Consider the following 14,938-nt stretch of genomic DNA (forward strand, 5'->3'; position numbering starts at 1 on the left):
TAGGGTGACCTAAGTTACGCTCGTGAAATGCCGGGCATTGTCGGTCATGATCGGTACACTCGTACCAAAGCGCGTTCGCTGCCGAATGTGCGCCGGGTGAACACGAGCAAAGGACGCGAGCATGACTGCACTGCAGGATTGGCTCCCCAGCACGCCATGGACTCCCCGCACGATCCGGGCGTTGGTCCGAGTCCCGTTACGGCTCGTGGTGCCCGGCCGGCCGGATGAGGCCGACCGGGCACCACGTTTGCTGAGCCCCGGGGTCGAACGCTGCTGAGCCGATCAACTCGATCGATGACGTCCCGGCGGTTGGTCGGTGCCCTGGACTGCCGGGTCGGCTGACTGGACCGGCAGGACCTGCGTCGGCAGGTACAGCTGCCCGGTCGACGTGTCGTCACTCTCACCGGCGCGCAGTTCCTCGGGAGGACCGGCAGGTTCGTCGACGTGGACGTGGCGTGCGGCGATCAGCAGACCGAGCACCGCACCCACCACACAGACGATCGCGGTGATCCCGAAGATCTCGGCGTACTGCGCCACGTAGGCAGCCCGGTATCGACAGAGGGTCCGGTCCAGCGGCGGGAGGCTGGCGCAATCCGGGTTCGGCGTGGCCAGATGCTGATTGAAGCGGTACAGGCCCCACGCGGACAGGGCCGCGATTCCGATCAGCATGCCGATCATCCGGGACACCACGACGAATGCGGAAGCGATGCCGTGTTGTGCGGCAGGTACCACTCGCAGTGTGGCCGAGGTGAGCGGGGCGATCACCAACCCGAGTCCGAATCCGACGATCGCCAGATCGGTATCCAGCACCGGCAGCCGGAACAGGACCAGGTCGTGGTACTCGTCGAGCACGGTGATCGACCAGTTGGTGATCAACCAGAAGCCGCCGGCCGCGATCATCAGTCCGAAGAAGCTGACGATGCGGTCCCCGACGCGGGTGGCGATCCAGCCGCCGATCAGCGCGCCGATGGGTAGGGCGACCAGGAACCGCAACAGCAGGAATGCGGCGTCGTACTTGTCCTTACCGAGCACGCCCTGGCCGAACAGCTCGACATTGACCAGCGTGACCATCAGGGCGGCACCCGTGCACAACGACGCGGCCAGCGCGGCCAGGAACGGCCGGAACCGCACACCCGCGGGTTCGATCAACCGGGTGCGGGCGACCCTTTCCCAGGCGAAGAACGCGATCGCCGCCACCAGCGCACCGATCAGGACCGGAAGACCCCAGTCGGGTAAAACCTGCTTGCCGTCCGGTTTCGGGTTGTACAGGCCCATGACGGCCAGTCCCAACGCGATCGCCAGCAGGACGCCGCCGATGACATCGACCTTCTCGGGGTGGTCGCTCGGTTCCTTGCCCGGCAGGCTGAAGTGGATCATCACCATGGCGATGAGGGCCAGCGGCACGTTGATCCAGAACGCGGCCTGCCAGTGATGGAACACCGCGACCGCGCCGATGCCGTACAGCGGGCCCAGGACGCTTCCGAACTCCTGGGCGGCGCCGACCCCGCCGAGTACCGCGGCCCGGCTGCGAGCCGCCCACAGATCGGCGGCCAGCGCCAGGGTCACCGGGAGCAACGCACCGCTCGCGACGCCCTGGATCGCACGGCCCACGATCAACATGTCCAGATTGGTGGACAGCGCCGTGATGACCGAGCCGACCGCGAAACCGGCCAAACCGACCTGGATCAGCATCTTGCGGCCGAACCGGTCAGAGGCGCGGCCCAGAAGCGGCATGGCCGCGATGTACCCCAGCAGGTACCACGTAATGATCGGGGTGACCTTCTGGATCTCGTTTACCGCAATGCCGACGTCGGACATGATGTCGGTCATCACCGTGATCACGACATAGGTGTCGAGGGCGCCGAGCAGCACGGCAAGGCTGCCCGCGCTGATCGCGATGTGGCGGCTGCGGCCGGACCTCACCGACTCCGCGGAGGACATCAGGAAGCGGGCTTGGTGACGGTGACCTGCTTGCCCCAGTCAGACAGGGTCATGGTGACGCTGTTTCCGGGCGTGGGTTCGAGCTTGGCCTGCAGCAGGGTGTGGTTCCCGTCCTCGGTGATCCAAGCGGTTCCCGGGACCGGGCCCTCAGCCTTGAGCTGCGGGGCGATCTTGTTGACCGCGTCGGGGCTGACCGTGCCGGTCACCCGGACTCCCTCGGTGCCGTTGACGGATTCGCGGCCGTCGGCCTTGGGATCACTGAAGTTCGCGAGCACGTTGGCCAGGCCGTTGTCGGGGTTCAGGATCGCCGAAATGTCATAGATGCTGGCGGCGGGTCCGTAGTTGGAAAGCGGATCGCCGGGGGTCAGGGCCGCGTACAGGTCGCCGCCGGCCACCACGAACTTCGCGTCGGCCAGCTTTTGGCCTGCGAACAACAGATCGGCGGTGCCTTCAGCGGCCACCTCGGGGGTGTTGGTCAGGTCCCCGTCGAGCTTCTCGATGGGGAGGCCTTTGATCGTGCCCTGCACGGTCAGCAGCAGATGCACGCTCTGCTGGGCCTTGGTGGCGGCCGAGGAATCCTGCAGCAGCTGGGCCGCATCGGGCAGCGGGGCGTTCGACTTCTCCGAGGACGAAGAGGACGAGCAGCCGGCGACGAGGGCGGCCGCTGCGAAGAGAATTGCGAGTAAGGACTGGACTGCGAAGCGTGGGCGCGTCTGCATTACTGCATCGTAGAGGCTCGCGACGCCCGGGCGTTTTCTCCAACTGATGCTCGAGGCGAATAGTCTGGTCGGCGTGTTCACCGGAATCGTTGAAGAGCTGGGTGTCCTGGTCGACAAGGCGGAGCTGACGGATGCCGCCCGGTTCACCATCCGCGGCCCCGTGGTCACCGCCGATGCCGGTCACGGCGACTCGATCGCGGTGAACGGGGTCTGCCTGACGGTGGTGGATGTACTGCCCGACGGCGCGTTCACCGCCGACGTCATGGGGGAGACGCTGAACAGGTCGAGCCTGGGCGGGGTCGGGGTGGGCAGCCAGGTCAACCTGGAGCGGGCCGCCGCGGTCAACAGCCGCCTCGGCGGCCACATCGTGCAGGGCCATGTCGACGGCACCGGCACTGTGATTTCCCGCACGCCCTTCGACCACTGGGAAGTCGTCCGCATCGGGCTGCCCACCGCGCTGTCGCGCTACGTCGTGGAGAAGGGCTCGATCACCGTCGACGGGGTCTCGTTGACGGTGTCCGCGGTGGGTGACGACTGGTTCGAGGTGTCGCTGATCCCCACCACGCGTGAGCTCACCACGCTGGGTCAGGCGGCCGTCGGAACGACGGTGAATCTTGAGGTGGACATCATCGCCAAATACGTGGAACGGCTGATGGCCGGTCCCGGTGAGTAAGAGCTGGCAATAACCGCTGGATTTCGGTGGTTCATACTGGAGTCGGCGATTGGTCCCGCATTGGGGGACCTGTCATTAGAACAGGCAAGGTGGCGCAGATGACCAGGCTCGATTCCGTCGAGAGGGCGATTGCCGATATCGCGGCGGGCAAAGCCGTGGTGGTGATCGACGACGAGGATCGCGAGAACGAGGGCGATCTCATCTTCGCCGCCGAGAAGGCGACTCCCGAACTCGTGGCGTTCATGGTCCGCTACACCTCGGGCTATCTGTGTGTGCCGCTGGACGGTGAGATCTGTGACCGGCTGGGCCTGTTGCCGATGTACGCGGTCAACCAGGACAAGCACGGCACCGCCTACACCGTCACGGTGGACGCCAAAAAGGATGTGGGAACCGGCATTTCGGCTTCCGACCGGGCCACCACGATGCGGGCGCTGGCCGATCCGGCGACCATCGCCGACGACTTCACCAAGCCCGGCCACGTAGTTCCGCTGCGGGCCAAGGACGGTGGCGTGCTGCGCCGCCCCGGACACACCGAGGCAGCCGTCGACCTGGCCCGCCTGGCCGGGCTTCAGCCCGCCGGCGCGATCTGCGAGATCGTCAGCCAGAAGGACGAAGGCGACATGGCGCGCACCGATGAGCTGCGCGTCTTTGCCGACGATCACGATCTGGCGCTGATCTCGATCGCCGACCTGATCGAGTGGCGCCGTAAGCACGAGAAGCACATCGAGCGGATCGCCGAGGCGCGTATCCCGACCCGGCACGGCGAGTTCGTGGCGGTCGGCTACAAGAGCATCTACGAGGACGTCGAGCATGTCGCGCTGGTTCGCGGCGACATCGCCGGGCCGGCCAGCGACGGTCACGACGTCCTGGTCCGGGTTCACTCCGAATGCCTGACCGGTGACGTGTTCGGCTCCCGACGCTGTGACTGCGGCCCGCAGCTGGACGCCGCGATGGCGATGGTGGCCCGTGAAGGCCGCGGCGTGGTGCTGTACATGCGCGGTCATGAGGGCCGCGGCATCGGTCTGATGCACAAGCTGCAGGCCTATCAGTTGCAGGACGCCGGCGAGGACACCGTCGACGCGAATCTGAAACTCGGCCTGCCTGCCGACGCCCGCGATTACGGCATCGGCGCCCAGATTCTGGTGGACCTGGGTATCCGGTCCATGCGGCTGCTGACCAACAACCCGGCCAAGCGGGTGGGGCTCGACGGTTATGGGCTGCACATCATCGAGCGGGTACCGCTGCCGGTGCGAGCGAACTCGGAGAACATCCGCTACCTGATGACCAAGCGGGACCGGATGGGCCACGACCTCGTCGGACTCGAAGACTATGACGAAGCGGTGAGCATGGACGACTACGACGAGGCGGTGTACCTGCTCGGCGACCGCCGGCCGCCCAGTGCGACCGACTCGGGCTCGAGCCTGTGAGCGGCCACGGAGTCCCTGATCTGCCCCAGATCGACGCTTCGAATGTGAAGCTGGCGATCGTGGCCAGCACCTGGCACACCCAGATCTGCGACGCGCTGCTGGATGGCGCGCGCAAGGTCGCCGCCGACGCCGGCATCGACGAGCCGACGGTGGTCCGCGTGCTCGGCGCCATCGAAATCCCGGTGGTGGCACAGGCATTGGCGGCCACCCATGACGCGGTGGTGGCGTTGGGCGTGGTCATCCGTGGGCAGACCCCGCACTTCGACTACGTGTGCGACGCGGTGACGCAGGGCCTGACCCGGGTGTCGCTCGACGCGTCCACCCCGGTCGCCAACGGTGTGCTGACCACCGACAACGAGGCCCAGGCCCTGGATCGCGCCGGCCTGCCGGATTCCGCCGAGGACAAGGGTGCCCAGGCCGCGGCGGCGGCGCTTTCCACCGCGCTGACCCTGCGGGAACTGCGCGCGAAGGCGTGACCGGCCGATGACTGCAGAAACCTGGGACCTTGATATCCGGCCTTACCGGACACCGTATTTCGCCTACGGGGCGGCACTGATCATCTTTCTGGCGCACGTCGCGGTCGGCGTGCTGCTGAAGGTGGGGTCCACCGGTGTGGTCTTCCAGACCTCCGATCAGGTGGCGATCGCCTTGCTGGGAGCGATCATCGGCGGAGTGGTGCTGTTGTTCGCGCGGCCCCGGCTCAAGGTCGGCCCGACCGGCGTGGCGGTCCGGAATCTGGTCAGCTTCAAGGTGATTCCCTGGTCCGAGGCCCTCGGCGTGACATTCCCGGTCGGAGCCCGCTGGGCTCGGCTGGACCTGCCCGACGACGAGTACATTCCGGTGATGGCGATCCAGGCCATCGACAAGGGGCGTGCGGTCGAGGCCATGGACGAGGTCCGGGAGCTGATCGACCGTTACCGCTCGAATCTCGTCTGACACCACAGGGTCAACCGACGTCGCCGAGCACCAGCCCTTCACGGCGCGGATCGGCCCCGCCGATCCAGCCCGACGGTGTGCGCACCAGGGCTGAGAGCCCACTGGACTGATCGGCCAGCGACACCTGATGTCCGAGTGCCCGCAGGCCCTCGACCAGTTGATCACGGTCCCCGTTGGCGACCGTATCGACCAACGGATGCTCCCCGCCGACGTTGGTCACGGGTGTGTTGGCCGCGCCGAAGTCGATCATTGATACCGCCTGCTGCGGGTCCAGGTTCCAATCCATGATGCCGACAAGGGTTTTCACGACGAACTGGATGATCACTGCACCGCCGGGGGAGCCCACGACCGCATACAGGGGACCCCGTTGCGGCCCCGCCTTGTCGAACACCAGCGTCGGCGCCATGGTGCTGCGTGGGCGCTTGCCGGCCTGAACCCGGTTGGGTACGGGATGGCCTTCGGTGCTGGTCGGCTCGGCGGAGAAGTCGGTGAGCTGATTGTTGAGCAGGAAGCCGTCGACCATGTGGAACGAACCGAAGGCGGACTCGATCGTTGTGGTCAGTGACGCCGCATTGCCGTGGCTGTCGATCACGCTGATCTGGCTGGTGCCGTGCTCAGGCGGCGGCGGAATGGTCATCGGTGGGGCGAAGTCCCCGGGCGCGGCCGTGCCCATCGTGTGGTTCCGCGAGATCAGGGCGGCGCGGCCGGTGAGGTAGGCGCCGCCGAGCAGTGTCTCGGGTGATCCGCCGGGTAGTGGGACGAAATCGGTGTCGGCGACGTAGCGATCGCGGTCGGCGTAGGCGAGGCGTTCGGCCTCCGAGATCAGGTGCACCCCGGTCACCGAGGGATGCCCGCCGTTGAGGTCGATGCGCACCGGCTTGTAATCGCTCATGGGGAAGTGCTCGAGCATGCCGAGGGTGGCAGCCACCGCGATGCCGCCCGACGACGGCGGTGGCATACCGCAGACCTCGCGACCGCGGTAGGTGGTGCACACGGGGTCGCGGTGTTTGACGGTGTAGCCGGCGAGATCCTGTTCGGTCATGGCGCTCGGCGTGCGGCCGCCGCTGGTATCGGTCGCGGCCGCCACCACAGCGCGGGCGATGTCGCCGGTGTAGAAGGCCTGAGCACCCTCGGATGCGATGGCGCCCAAGGTTTTCGCGTAGGCGGGGTTGGTCATGCGGGTGCCCACCGGCTTGGGACTGCCGTCGGGGTTGAGGAAGTAGCCGGCCGACGCGGGATCCAGCCGAAGTTGGGCGTCGGCGTCGTCGATGGCCGCAGCCAGGCGCGGGCTGACGTCGAATCCGTTGTCGGCCATCGACACGGCAGGGTCGAAGAGATCGCGCCAGGCCTTCTTGCCGAACTGATGGTGCACGTCGTCGAGCAGTCGCACGATCCCCGGCACCCCGATGGAGCGGCCCGATGCCCGGGCGTCGGGTTTGGGGATGGAGCGGTCTGTCTCCGACACCCAGCGCAGGTAGTTCTCGGTCGCCGCGGCCGGGGCGGTCTCACGTCCGTCATAGGCGCGCACCGCGTTGCCTGCCGCGTCGTAATAAAGCAGGAAGCCGCCGCCGCCGATCCCGGAGGACTGGGGCTCGACGAGGCCGAGCACGGCCTGTGCGGTCACCAGTGCGTCGGCAGCGGTACCACCGTCGCGCAGCACTTTGCAGGCGGCTTCGGTGGCCAGTGGATTGGCGGTGGCCACCGCATAGGTGGCCGTGCGGACGGCGGTCATGTCGCTGCGGTAGCCGGTGCCGATCTCGGGGTTGGTCGCGAGGTTGCGGGTCGTCGGCGGTGCCGATGGTTGGGCAGGTGTCGGCGATGGGGGTGCCTGAGGGGGTTTGGGCAACGGGGTCCCGTTGGAAATGATCTGGCACGGCCCGGCATCGGTCCTCGCGGGGCGCCGACTGCCGTCGGAGCATCCGGCAAGGATCATAGCGACGACACTGAGCAGCGCGATGACCGAACGGGTGGACGCCAGCAACCGCACAGTTCGACGGTAGCGGAGTTCCGTCGGATCGCGGCAGTAACCTGGAAACCGTGCCCGATCCAGCGACGTACCGGCCGGCGCCCGGATCGATACCAGTAGAGCCGGGCGTGTACCGGTTCCGGGACCCGCACGGTCGGGTCATCTATGTCGGCAAGGCCAAGAGCCTGCGCAGCCGGCTGACGTCGTACTTCGCCGATATCGCGAGCCTGGCGCCGCGCACCCGGCAGATGGTGATGACGGCGGGCAGTGTCGAGTGGACGGTGGTCACCACCGAGGTCGAGGCACTGCAGCTGGAGTACAACTGGATCAAGGAATTCGATCCACGCTTCAACATCCGCTACCGCGACGACAAGACGTACCCGGTGTTGGCGGTCACGCTCAACGAGGAGTACCCGCGGCTGATGGTGTATCGCGGGCCGCGGCGCAAGGGCGTGCGGTATTTCGGCCCGTACTCGCATGCGTGGGCGATCCGGGAGACACTCGATCTGCTGACCCGGGTGTTTCCGGCCAGAACCTGTTCTGCGGGAGTGTTCAAGCGGCACAGGCAGATCGACCGTCCGTGTCTGCTCGGCTACATCGACAAGTGCTCGGCGCCGTGCATCGGTAGGGTCAGCGCCGAGGAACACCGGCGCATCGTGCTGGACTTCTGCGATTTCCTGTCGGGCAAGACCGACCGGCTGGCCCGCGACATGGAGCAGCAGATGATCGCGGCCGCAGAGGAGTTGGACTTCGAACGGGCGGCCCGGTTGCGCGACGATATCGCGGCACTGAAGCGTGCGCTGGAGAAACAGGCAGTGGTCCTCGGCGACGGCACGGACGCCGACGTGGTGGCGTTCGCCGACGATGACCTCGAGGCGGCCGTTCAGGTCTTCCACGTGCGCGGGGGGCGGGTGCGGGGCCAGCGCGGCTGGATCGTCGAGAAGTCCGGTGACCCAGAGCAATCCGGGCAGGAGCACCTCGTCGAACAGTTCCTCACCCAGTTCTACGGCGAACAGGCCGAATTGGGCGGCGCGGCCGATGAGGCGACCAACCCGGTGCCGCGGGAGGTCCTCGTGCCGGTGCTGCCGCCGAATGCCGATGAACTGGCGGCATGGTTGTCCGGGCTTCGTGGCTCGCGCGTGAGCCTGCGGGTGCCGGTGCGCGGCGACAAACGCACACTGGCCGAGACTGTCGCGCGCAACGCACAGGAGGCGCTGGCCCAACACAAGCTCAAGCGTGCCGGCGACTTCAACGCGAGATCGGAAGCGCTACAGAGCATTCAGGATTCGCTGGGTCTGGCCGATGCGCCGTTGCGGATCGAATGTGTGGATATCAGCCATGTGCAGGGCACCGATGTGGTCGCCTCACTGGTGGTGTTCGAGGATGGGTTGCCGCGAAAGTCGGACTACCGGCACTACGCGATCCGTGAGGCTGCCGGTGACGGCCGCTCCGATGACGTCGCCTCGATCGCCGAGGTGACCCGGCGTCGTTTCCTGCGGCACGTGAGCGATGCGCAGCCCGAGGCAGGCACCGAGCAGCGTCCGCGCCGGTTCGCCTATCCGCCAAACCTGTTCGTCGTGGACGGTGGTGCCCCTCAGGTCAATGCGGCGGCCGCGGTGCTCGACGAACTCGGCGTCACCGATGTCGCGGTGATCGGGCTGGCCAAGCGCCTGGAGGAGGTGTGGGTGCCTTCCGAGCCGGATCCGGTGATCTTCCCGCGAAACAGTGAGGGGCTGTATTTGTTGCAACGCGTGCGCGACGAGGCACACCGGTTCGCGATCAGCTATCACCGCAGCAAGCGGTCCAAGCGGATGACCGCCTCGGCGCTCGACTCGGTGCGTGGTTTGGGCGAGCAGCGCCGCAAGGCGTTGGTGACGCATTTCGGCTCGGTGGCGCGACTCAAGGAGGCCACGGTCGAGGAGATCACCGCGGTGCCGGGGATCGGTGTGACGACGGCGAAGGCCGTCCTGGCTGCGCTCGGCGGTGAGCCGCCAATCGAGCACGGCGGTGAGCCGCCAATCGAGCACAGCGGTGAGCCGCCGAGCACGCCGCCACCGGTCGAGGGCGAAGACCCGCGAAGTGAGAACAGCGCCGGACTGGGCGATTCAGGGGCGCCCGCAACGGTTATCGAGGATGATCGACGCAGGGTGTCGGGATGACGGGTAACGGGGACATGAGTAGCCAGGCGGTTCGCGCATGAATGAACATCTGCGCGAGGGCGGCATCGTAGGTGGTGCGGACGCGGATTCGGGAATCGACGTGGTGCTGGTCACCGGCTTGTCCGGGGCGGGGCGCGGCACCGCTGCCAAGGTGTTGGAGGACCTCGGCTGGTATGTCGCCGACAACCTGCCGCCGGAGTTGATAGCGCGCATGGTCGAGTTGGGGTTGGCCGCCGGATCACGGATCACCCAGCTTGCCGTGGTGATGGATGTGCGGTCGCGTGGCTTCACCGGCGATCTCGACTGGGTGCGCAACGAATTGGCGGCCCGCAGCATCACCCCGCGGGTGTTGTTCCTTGAGGCGTCCGACGACATCCTGGTACGCCGGTATGAGCAGAACCGGCGCAGCCACCCGCTGCAGGGCACCCAGACCCTGGCCGAGGGGATCGCTGCCGAGCGGGCGTTGCTGGCGCCGGTGCGGGCCGCGGCCGACCTGGTGATCGACACGTCTGCGCTCCCGGTGCCGGCATTGCGTGAGAGCATCGAGCGTGCGTTCGGCGGTGAGACCGTCGCCTACACGAATGTCACTGTGGAGTCATTCGGCTACAAGTACGGCCTGCCGATGGACGCGGACACGGTGATGGATGTCCGGTTCCTGCCGAACCCGCACTGGGTCGACGAATTGCGGCCGCATACCGGCCAGCATCCGGATGTGCGGGACTACGTGCTGGGACAACCGGGCGCCAGAGAATTTCTCGACACCTACCATCGTCTGTTGGACGTGGTGATCGCCGGATACCGCCGGGAGGGGAAGCGTTATATGACCGTCGCCATCGGGTGCACGGGTGGCAAACATCGGAGCGTGGCGATCGCGGAGGCGCTGGCGGAGCGGTTGCAGGGCGGTGACGGGCTCACCGTCCGCGTGCTGCACCGGGATCTGGGTCGCGAATGACCCCGCGCATCGTGGCCCTCGGTGGAGGGCACGGTTTGTACGCCACCTTGTCCGCGGCGCGCCGGCTCAGCCCGCACGTGACGGCCGTGGTGACGGTTGCCGACGACGGTGGATCGTCGGGTCGGCTGCGCAGCGAACTCGATGTGGTGCCACCAGGTGATCTGCGAATGGCGTTGGCGGCCTTGGCCTCTGACAGTCCGCATGGTCGGTTGTGGGCGACGATCATCCAGCACCGGTTCGGTGGCAGCGGCGCGCTCGCCGGTCACCCGATCGGCAATCTGATCTTGGCCGGCCTCAGCGAGGTGCTCGCCGATCCGGTCGCTGCCCTCGACGAGCTCGGGCGCATCCTCGGTGTGAAGGGCCGGGTGCTGCCGATGTGCCCGATCGCTCTGCAGATCGAGGCCGATGTCGCGGGCCTGGAGACCGATCCGCGGATGAGCCGGGTGATCCGCGGTCAGGTGGCGATCGCCACCACGGTGGGCAAGGTGCGCCGGGTGCGGTTGCTGCCCGGAGATCCGCCGGCCACCCGACAGGCTGTCGAGGCCATCATGAGCGCCGATCTCGTGGTGCTCGGGCCGGGGTCGTGGTTCACCAGTGTGATCCCGCACGTGTTGGTGCCGCAGTTGGCGGCGGCATTGCGGGCGACGACGGCGCGGCGTGCGCTCGTCTTGAATCTGGCGGCGGAGCCGGGTGAAACGGCGGGGTTCTCGGCGGAGCGTCACATCCACGTTCTGGCCCAGCATGCTCCGGACTTCAGCGTGCATGACATCATCGTCGATGCCAGCCGGGTGCCGAGCGACCGTGAACGGGAGCAACTCAGCCGCACTGCCAACATCCTCAACGCTCGAGTTGAGTTTGCTGACGTGTCTCGACCTGGTACACCTTTACATGACCCGGCGAAGTTGGCCGCGGTGCTGGAGGGTGTCCGATTGCGCTCGATGGCGCCCGGGGCCGTGCAGGAGGCCACCGTTCCCACGCCCGCTGCGAGGTCGGTCGACGTGGCGCACCAGGAACCGGCGCCGAACACACCGAGAGGGGACGATCCGTGGCGATGACAGCCGAGGTGAAAGACGAGCTGAGCCGTCTCGTAGTCAACTCGGTGAGCGCTCGCCGCGCGGAGGTGGCGTCGTTGTTGCGTTTCGCCGGCGGCCTGCACATCGTGGCCGGCCGCGTAGTGGTGGAGGCCGAGGTGGATCTCGGGATCATCGCGCGCCGCCTGCGCAAGGACATCTACGACCTGTACGGCTACAACGCCGTGGTGCACGTGCTCTCGGCCAGCGGAATCCGGAAGAACACCCGCTATGTGGTGCGGGTGGCCGCCGACGGGGAAGCGCTGGCCCGGCAGACGGGCCTGCTCGATCTTCGTGGACGCCCGGTACGTGGCCTGCCGGCACAGGTGGTCGGCGGCAGCGTCGGGGACGCCGAGGCCGCGTGGCGTGGTGCGTTCCTCGCCCACGGCTCGTTGACCGAGCCGGGACGGTCGTCGGCGCTGGAGGTCAGCTGCCCCGGTCCGGAGGCGGCACTGGCCCTGGTCGGTGCGGCCAGGCGGCTCGGAGTCAGTGCCAAGGCCCGCGAGGTACGCGGTGCCGACCGGGTCGTGGTGCGCGACGGCGAGGCGATCGGTGCCTTGTTGACCCGAATGGGAGCCCAGGACACCAGGCTGACGTGGGAGGAACGGCGGATGCGCCGCGAGGTCCGCGCCACCGCCAATCGTCTGGCCAATTTCGACGATGCCAACCTGCGCCGGTCGGCGCGTGCCGCGGTGGCTGCGGCTGCCCGGGTGGAACGTGCGTTGGACATCCTGGGTGACGGGGTGCCCGATCATCTGGCGGCGGCGGGCAAGCTGCGGGTCGAACACCGTCAGGCGTCGCTGGAGGAGTTGGGCCGGCTCGCCGATCCGCCGATGACGAAAGATGCTGTGGCCGGCCGTATCCGGCGCCTGCTGTCGATGGCGGACCGCAAGGCCAAGCAGGAAGGGGTTCCCGACACCGAGTCGGCGGTTACCCCGGACCTGCTCGACGACGCCTGATCCGAGCGAAATCGCAAACGCTCCAAGTCATCACACTGGCAGCGGGGCCCATCCGCCGCGGAATGCGGTGGTCGGGGACCCCGAGGTCAATGGGATGTCAAATGCCACAAAAGGTCTCGTGGCGTAAACGCTCCGTCGAATGGCCATCGAGTTCGATTGGTGGATGAACGGGTCGAGGAACGTGCACCAGATGCACGGGCCGACCAGGATTGGCGCCAGCCCGGGAGACTCACTCGGCGTGGCGATTCCGGGCAGACCGGCCGTAGCGAGTGCACGGATCGTGCCGACATGGCCGAGACCCTTCCTGTCCTCATCGCCACCAGCGTGCGGGCGACGATCACTGCCGCGACGACTGCCATGCCGGCGTGGCCGCCCATTCGCCGGCTGGTGAGACCGGTCACAGTATTCAAATAGTGACTGTTATTCGAATAGCACCTACTATCTGAAATATGGTCGATGACCGAAGCGGCACGGACCTAGCGCCGGTACGGCTGACCAGAGCCGAGAATCAGGCACGGACCCGCGCCGCGCTTCTGGATGCCGCCGCTCGGACCTGCGCCCAGAAGGGTTATGCCGCGGCATCGGTGGACGAGATCGCCCGTACGGCCGGGTATTCAATCGGTGCGGTCTATTCGAACTTCTCCAGCAAGGAGCAGTTGTTCTCCGAGCTGATGACCGAACGCGCCTCCGGCCGGATCGACCAGGTGGTGCAGTCCATTTCCGAGGACACAGAAGTCGGACCGCTGACCGCCCTGGGTCGGGTCCTCGTTGACATCGCCGACAACGACATCGAGTTCGAGGCCATCCAGGCTGAATTCTGGTTGCACGCCGTGCGCAATCCCGAGGCCATGCAGATCCTGCAGGATCGGTCGTCGCGCACGTTGGCCTCGCTGCGCGAGATCCTCGCCGATGCGTTGGAGCGCAACAACATCGACGACAGCGTCTCCGTGGAGGGCTTCGCGGTGGTGGTTCTCGCGCTCTTCCAGGGATTGATCAGGCAACGGCGCATCGACCCCGACCGGGTGCCCGACGAACTTTTCGGGCAGGCGCTGGCCTGGCAACTGGCAGGCATGCCGAAGGCGTCGGGCCGCAGGTCGGCGTCGGCCGAGAACAGGTAGAAGGGAAGTAACCGCCATGGACCCGCTGCGGATCGGGCTGTACGCCATGCCCGCCTACTTCGTCCTGATGGCGATCGAGTTCCTCAGCTATCGCTTCGACAAAGACAAAGACAAAGACAAAGACAAAGACAAAGACGACAGCGGCTCAGCGCGGCCGCGGGCCGGGATCTCGTGGCGAGACAGCGCCACGAACCTCTCGATCTACGCACTGGGCTTCGTCCTGCGGCCGTTGGACAGATTCATCGCGGTTCCGATGGTCGCTATCGCCGCATCGCTGACGCCGCTGCACCTCTCGGCATCGCACTGGTGGGTCTGGGTGCTGGCCATCGTGCTGGCCGACCTGGCCTACTACCTGCAGCACCGGATGTCGCACCGGATCAGGATGTTCTGGGCCGCGCACAACGTGCACCACTCGAGCCAGTACTTCAACCTGTCCACCGCCATGCGATTGTCCTGGCTGATTCCCGGCTCGTTTCTGAACACCATCGGGTACGTCGGATTGGCGCTGATCGGCATCCCGGCATGGTTGGTCTTCCTGTCGCAGGCGATCGTGCTGCTCTACCAGTTCCCGATCCACACCGAGCGCATCGATCGGCTTCCCCGCGCGATCGAGTACGTGTTCAACACGCCGTCGCACCACCGCGTGCACCACGGAGCCAACAATCCCTATCTCGACAAGAACTACGCCGGCATCTTCATTCTCTGGGACCGGATGCTCGGCACCTTCGCCGCCGAGGGAGAACCCGTCCGCTACGGCCTGACCAAGAACATCGACACCTACAACCCGATCAAGGTGAACTACCACGAGTTCGCCGCCATGGTCACCGACGTCTGGCGGGCACAGACCTGGCGCGGCCGGTTCGGCTACCTGTTCGGGCCGCCCGGGTGGAGCGAAAACGCCGATACCGCAGCGACTGTCGAACGTGAGGTGCAGATGCTGTCGGTTCCGAGCACGATGAGCTAGGCGCGCCGGCGTTCGTCGTCGCCGCCACTTGCCGGACCGTCGGTCTTGAGGCAC

At 66.9% G+C, this 14,938-nt stretch carries 14 protein-coding genes; 11 read left to right on the top strand and 3 right to left on the bottom strand.

Translation table 11 applies throughout. The features are described 5' to 3' along the window. The first annotated feature begins 121 nt into the window (after positions 1-121). Positions 122-277: a hypothetical protein gene (locus ACWEFV_RS03945; RefSeq protein ID WP_450069129.1), complete on the top strand. Its 156-nt coding sequence runs from the start codon at positions 122-124 to the stop codon at positions 275-277. A 5-nt stretch (positions 278-282) separates the two neighbouring features. Here ACWEFV_RS03945 and ACWEFV_RS03950 read toward each other — a convergent pair whose 3' ends face one another. Together ACWEFV_RS03950 and ACWEFV_RS03955 are read right to left on the bottom strand one after the other, a co-directional pair. Then, entirely contained in the window at positions 283-1,941 is a 1,659-nt protein-coding gene (locus tag ACWEFV_RS03950) for an MFS transporter (protein ID WP_450069130.1), read from the bottom strand. Then, positions 1,941-2,660 (bottom strand): LppX_LprAFG lipoprotein, encoded by a 720-nt coding sequence (locus ACWEFV_RS03955; RefSeq protein WP_450069131.1) that lies wholly within the window; start codon positions 2,658-2,660, stop codon positions 1,941-1,943. Before ACWEFV_RS03955 ends, ACWEFV_RS03950 begins: the two co-directional genes overlap by 1 nt. A gap of 73 nt (positions 2,661-2,733) precedes the next feature. On the opposite strand from ACWEFV_RS03955, the gene ACWEFV_RS03960 reads away from it, so the two are divergent. The 4 genes from ACWEFV_RS03960 (at position 2,734) to ACWEFV_RS03975 (ending at position 5,696) form a co-directional block, all read left to right on the top strand. Then, the gene (locus tag ACWEFV_RS03960; RefSeq protein ID WP_135460014.1) at positions 2,734-3,333 is read left to right on the top strand and encodes a riboflavin synthase; all 600 of its coding nucleotides are present in this window, start codon (positions 2,734-2,736) and stop codon (positions 3,331-3,333) included. A gap of 98 nt (positions 3,334-3,431) precedes the next feature. Beyond that, positions 3,432-4,760 (top strand): bifunctional 3,4-dihydroxy-2-butanone-4-phosphate synthase/GTP cyclohydrolase II, encoded by a 1,329-nt coding sequence (locus ACWEFV_RS03965; protein WP_450069132.1) that lies wholly within the window; start codon positions 3,432-3,434, stop codon positions 4,758-4,760. Further along, positions 4,757-5,236, top strand: coding sequence for a 6,7-dimethyl-8-ribityllumazine synthase (gene ribH, locus ACWEFV_RS03970; RefSeq protein ID WP_135454219.1), 480 nt, complete (start codon positions 4,757-4,759; stop codon positions 5,234-5,236). Before ACWEFV_RS03965 ends, ribH begins: the two co-directional genes overlap by 4 nt. Before the next feature lie 7 nt (positions 5,237-5,243). Beyond that, entirely contained in the window at positions 5,244-5,696 is a 453-nt protein-coding gene (locus tag ACWEFV_RS03975) for a PH domain-containing protein (RefSeq protein WP_135454222.1), read from the top strand. A 10-nt stretch (positions 5,697-5,706) separates the two neighbouring features. Here ACWEFV_RS03975 and ggt read toward each other — a convergent pair whose 3' ends face one another. After that, positions 5,707-7,629 (bottom strand): gamma-glutamyltransferase, encoded by a 1,923-nt coding sequence (gene ggt, locus ACWEFV_RS03980; RefSeq protein ID WP_450069267.1) that lies wholly within the window; start codon positions 7,627-7,629, stop codon positions 5,707-5,709. Between the two features lie 104 nt (positions 7,630-7,733). Here ggt and uvrC point away from each other — a divergent pair, with 104 nt between their 5' ends. From uvrC to ACWEFV_RS04010, 6 genes are all read left to right on the top strand, one after another. Continuing rightward, positions 7,734-9,821: an excinuclease ABC subunit UvrC gene (gene uvrC, locus ACWEFV_RS03985; protein ID WP_135454226.1), complete on the top strand. Its 2,088-nt coding sequence runs from the start codon at positions 7,734-7,736 to the stop codon at positions 9,819-9,821. Between the two features lie 37 nt (positions 9,822-9,858). Continuing rightward, on the top strand, positions 9,859-10,773 hold the full coding sequence (rapZ, locus tag ACWEFV_RS03990; protein WP_135454228.1) for an RNase adapter RapZ: 915 nt from the start codon (positions 9,859-9,861) through the stop codon (positions 10,771-10,773). After that, positions 10,770-11,828 carry a uridine diphosphate-N-acetylglucosamine-binding protein YvcK gene (gene yvcK / locus ACWEFV_RS03995; protein WP_135454231.1) on the top strand — a complete coding sequence of 353 codons (1,059 nt, stop codon included), beginning with the start codon at positions 10,770-10,772 and terminating at the stop codon, positions 11,826-11,828. Before rapZ ends, yvcK begins: the two co-directional genes overlap by 4 nt. Continuing rightward, complete coding sequence (gene whiA / locus ACWEFV_RS04000) at positions 11,825-12,802, top strand: DNA-binding protein WhiA (protein WP_077741723.1); 978 nt, start codon at positions 11,825-11,827, stop codon at positions 12,800-12,802. Before yvcK ends, whiA begins: the two co-directional genes overlap by 4 nt. 449 nt (positions 12,803-13,251) lie before the next feature. Next, entirely contained in the window at positions 13,252-13,920 is a 669-nt protein-coding gene (locus ACWEFV_RS04005) for a TetR/AcrR family transcriptional regulator (protein ID WP_450069133.1), read from the top strand. A gap of 16 nt (positions 13,921-13,936) precedes the next feature. After that, a complete protein-coding gene (locus ACWEFV_RS04010; RefSeq protein ID WP_450069134.1) occupies positions 13,937-14,884 on the top strand; it encodes a sterol desaturase family protein in 948 nt (315 codons plus the stop codon). The last annotated feature ends 54 nt before the right edge of the window (positions 14,885-14,938 follow it).

This window comes from Mycobacterium sp. NPDC004974, assembly GCF_053600815.1.

Coding starts and splice junctions, on each gene's coding strand:
- ACWEFV_RS03945 (WP_450069129.1), top strand. CDS start 122: ATGACTGCACTGCAGGATTGGCTCCCCAGCACGCCATGGACTCCCCGC.
- ACWEFV_RS03950 (WP_450069130.1), bottom strand. CDS start 1,941: ATGTCCTCCGCGGAGTCGGTGAGGTCCGGCCGCAGCCGCCACATCGCG.
- ACWEFV_RS03955 (WP_450069131.1), bottom strand. CDS start 2,660: ATGCAGACGCGCCCACGCTTCGCAGTCCAGTCCTTACTCGCAATTCTC.
- ACWEFV_RS03965 (WP_450069132.1), top strand. CDS start 3,432: ATGACCAGGCTCGATTCCGTCGAGAGGGCGATTGCCGATATCGCGGCG.
- ACWEFV_RS03975 (WP_135454222.1), top strand. CDS start 5,244: ATGACTGCAGAAACCTGGGACCTTGATATCCGGCCTTACCGGACACCG.
- ggt (WP_450069267.1), bottom strand. CDS start 7,629: ATGATCCTTGCCGGATGCTCCGACGGCAGTCGGCGCCCCGCGAGGACC.
- rapZ (WP_135454228.1), top strand. CDS start 9,859: ATGAATGAACATCTGCGCGAGGGCGGCATCGTAGGTGGTGCGGACGCG.
- yvcK (WP_135454231.1), top strand. CDS start 10,770: ATGACCCCGCGCATCGTGGCCCTCGGTGGAGGGCACGGTTTGTACGCC.
- whiA (WP_077741723.1), top strand. CDS start 11,825: ATGACAGCCGAGGTGAAAGACGAGCTGAGCCGTCTCGTAGTCAACTCG.
- ACWEFV_RS04005 (WP_450069133.1), top strand. CDS start 13,252: ATGGTCGATGACCGAAGCGGCACGGACCTAGCGCCGGTACGGCTGACC.
- ACWEFV_RS04010 (WP_450069134.1), top strand. CDS start 13,937: ATGGACCCGCTGCGGATCGGGCTGTACGCCATGCCCGCCTACTTCGTC.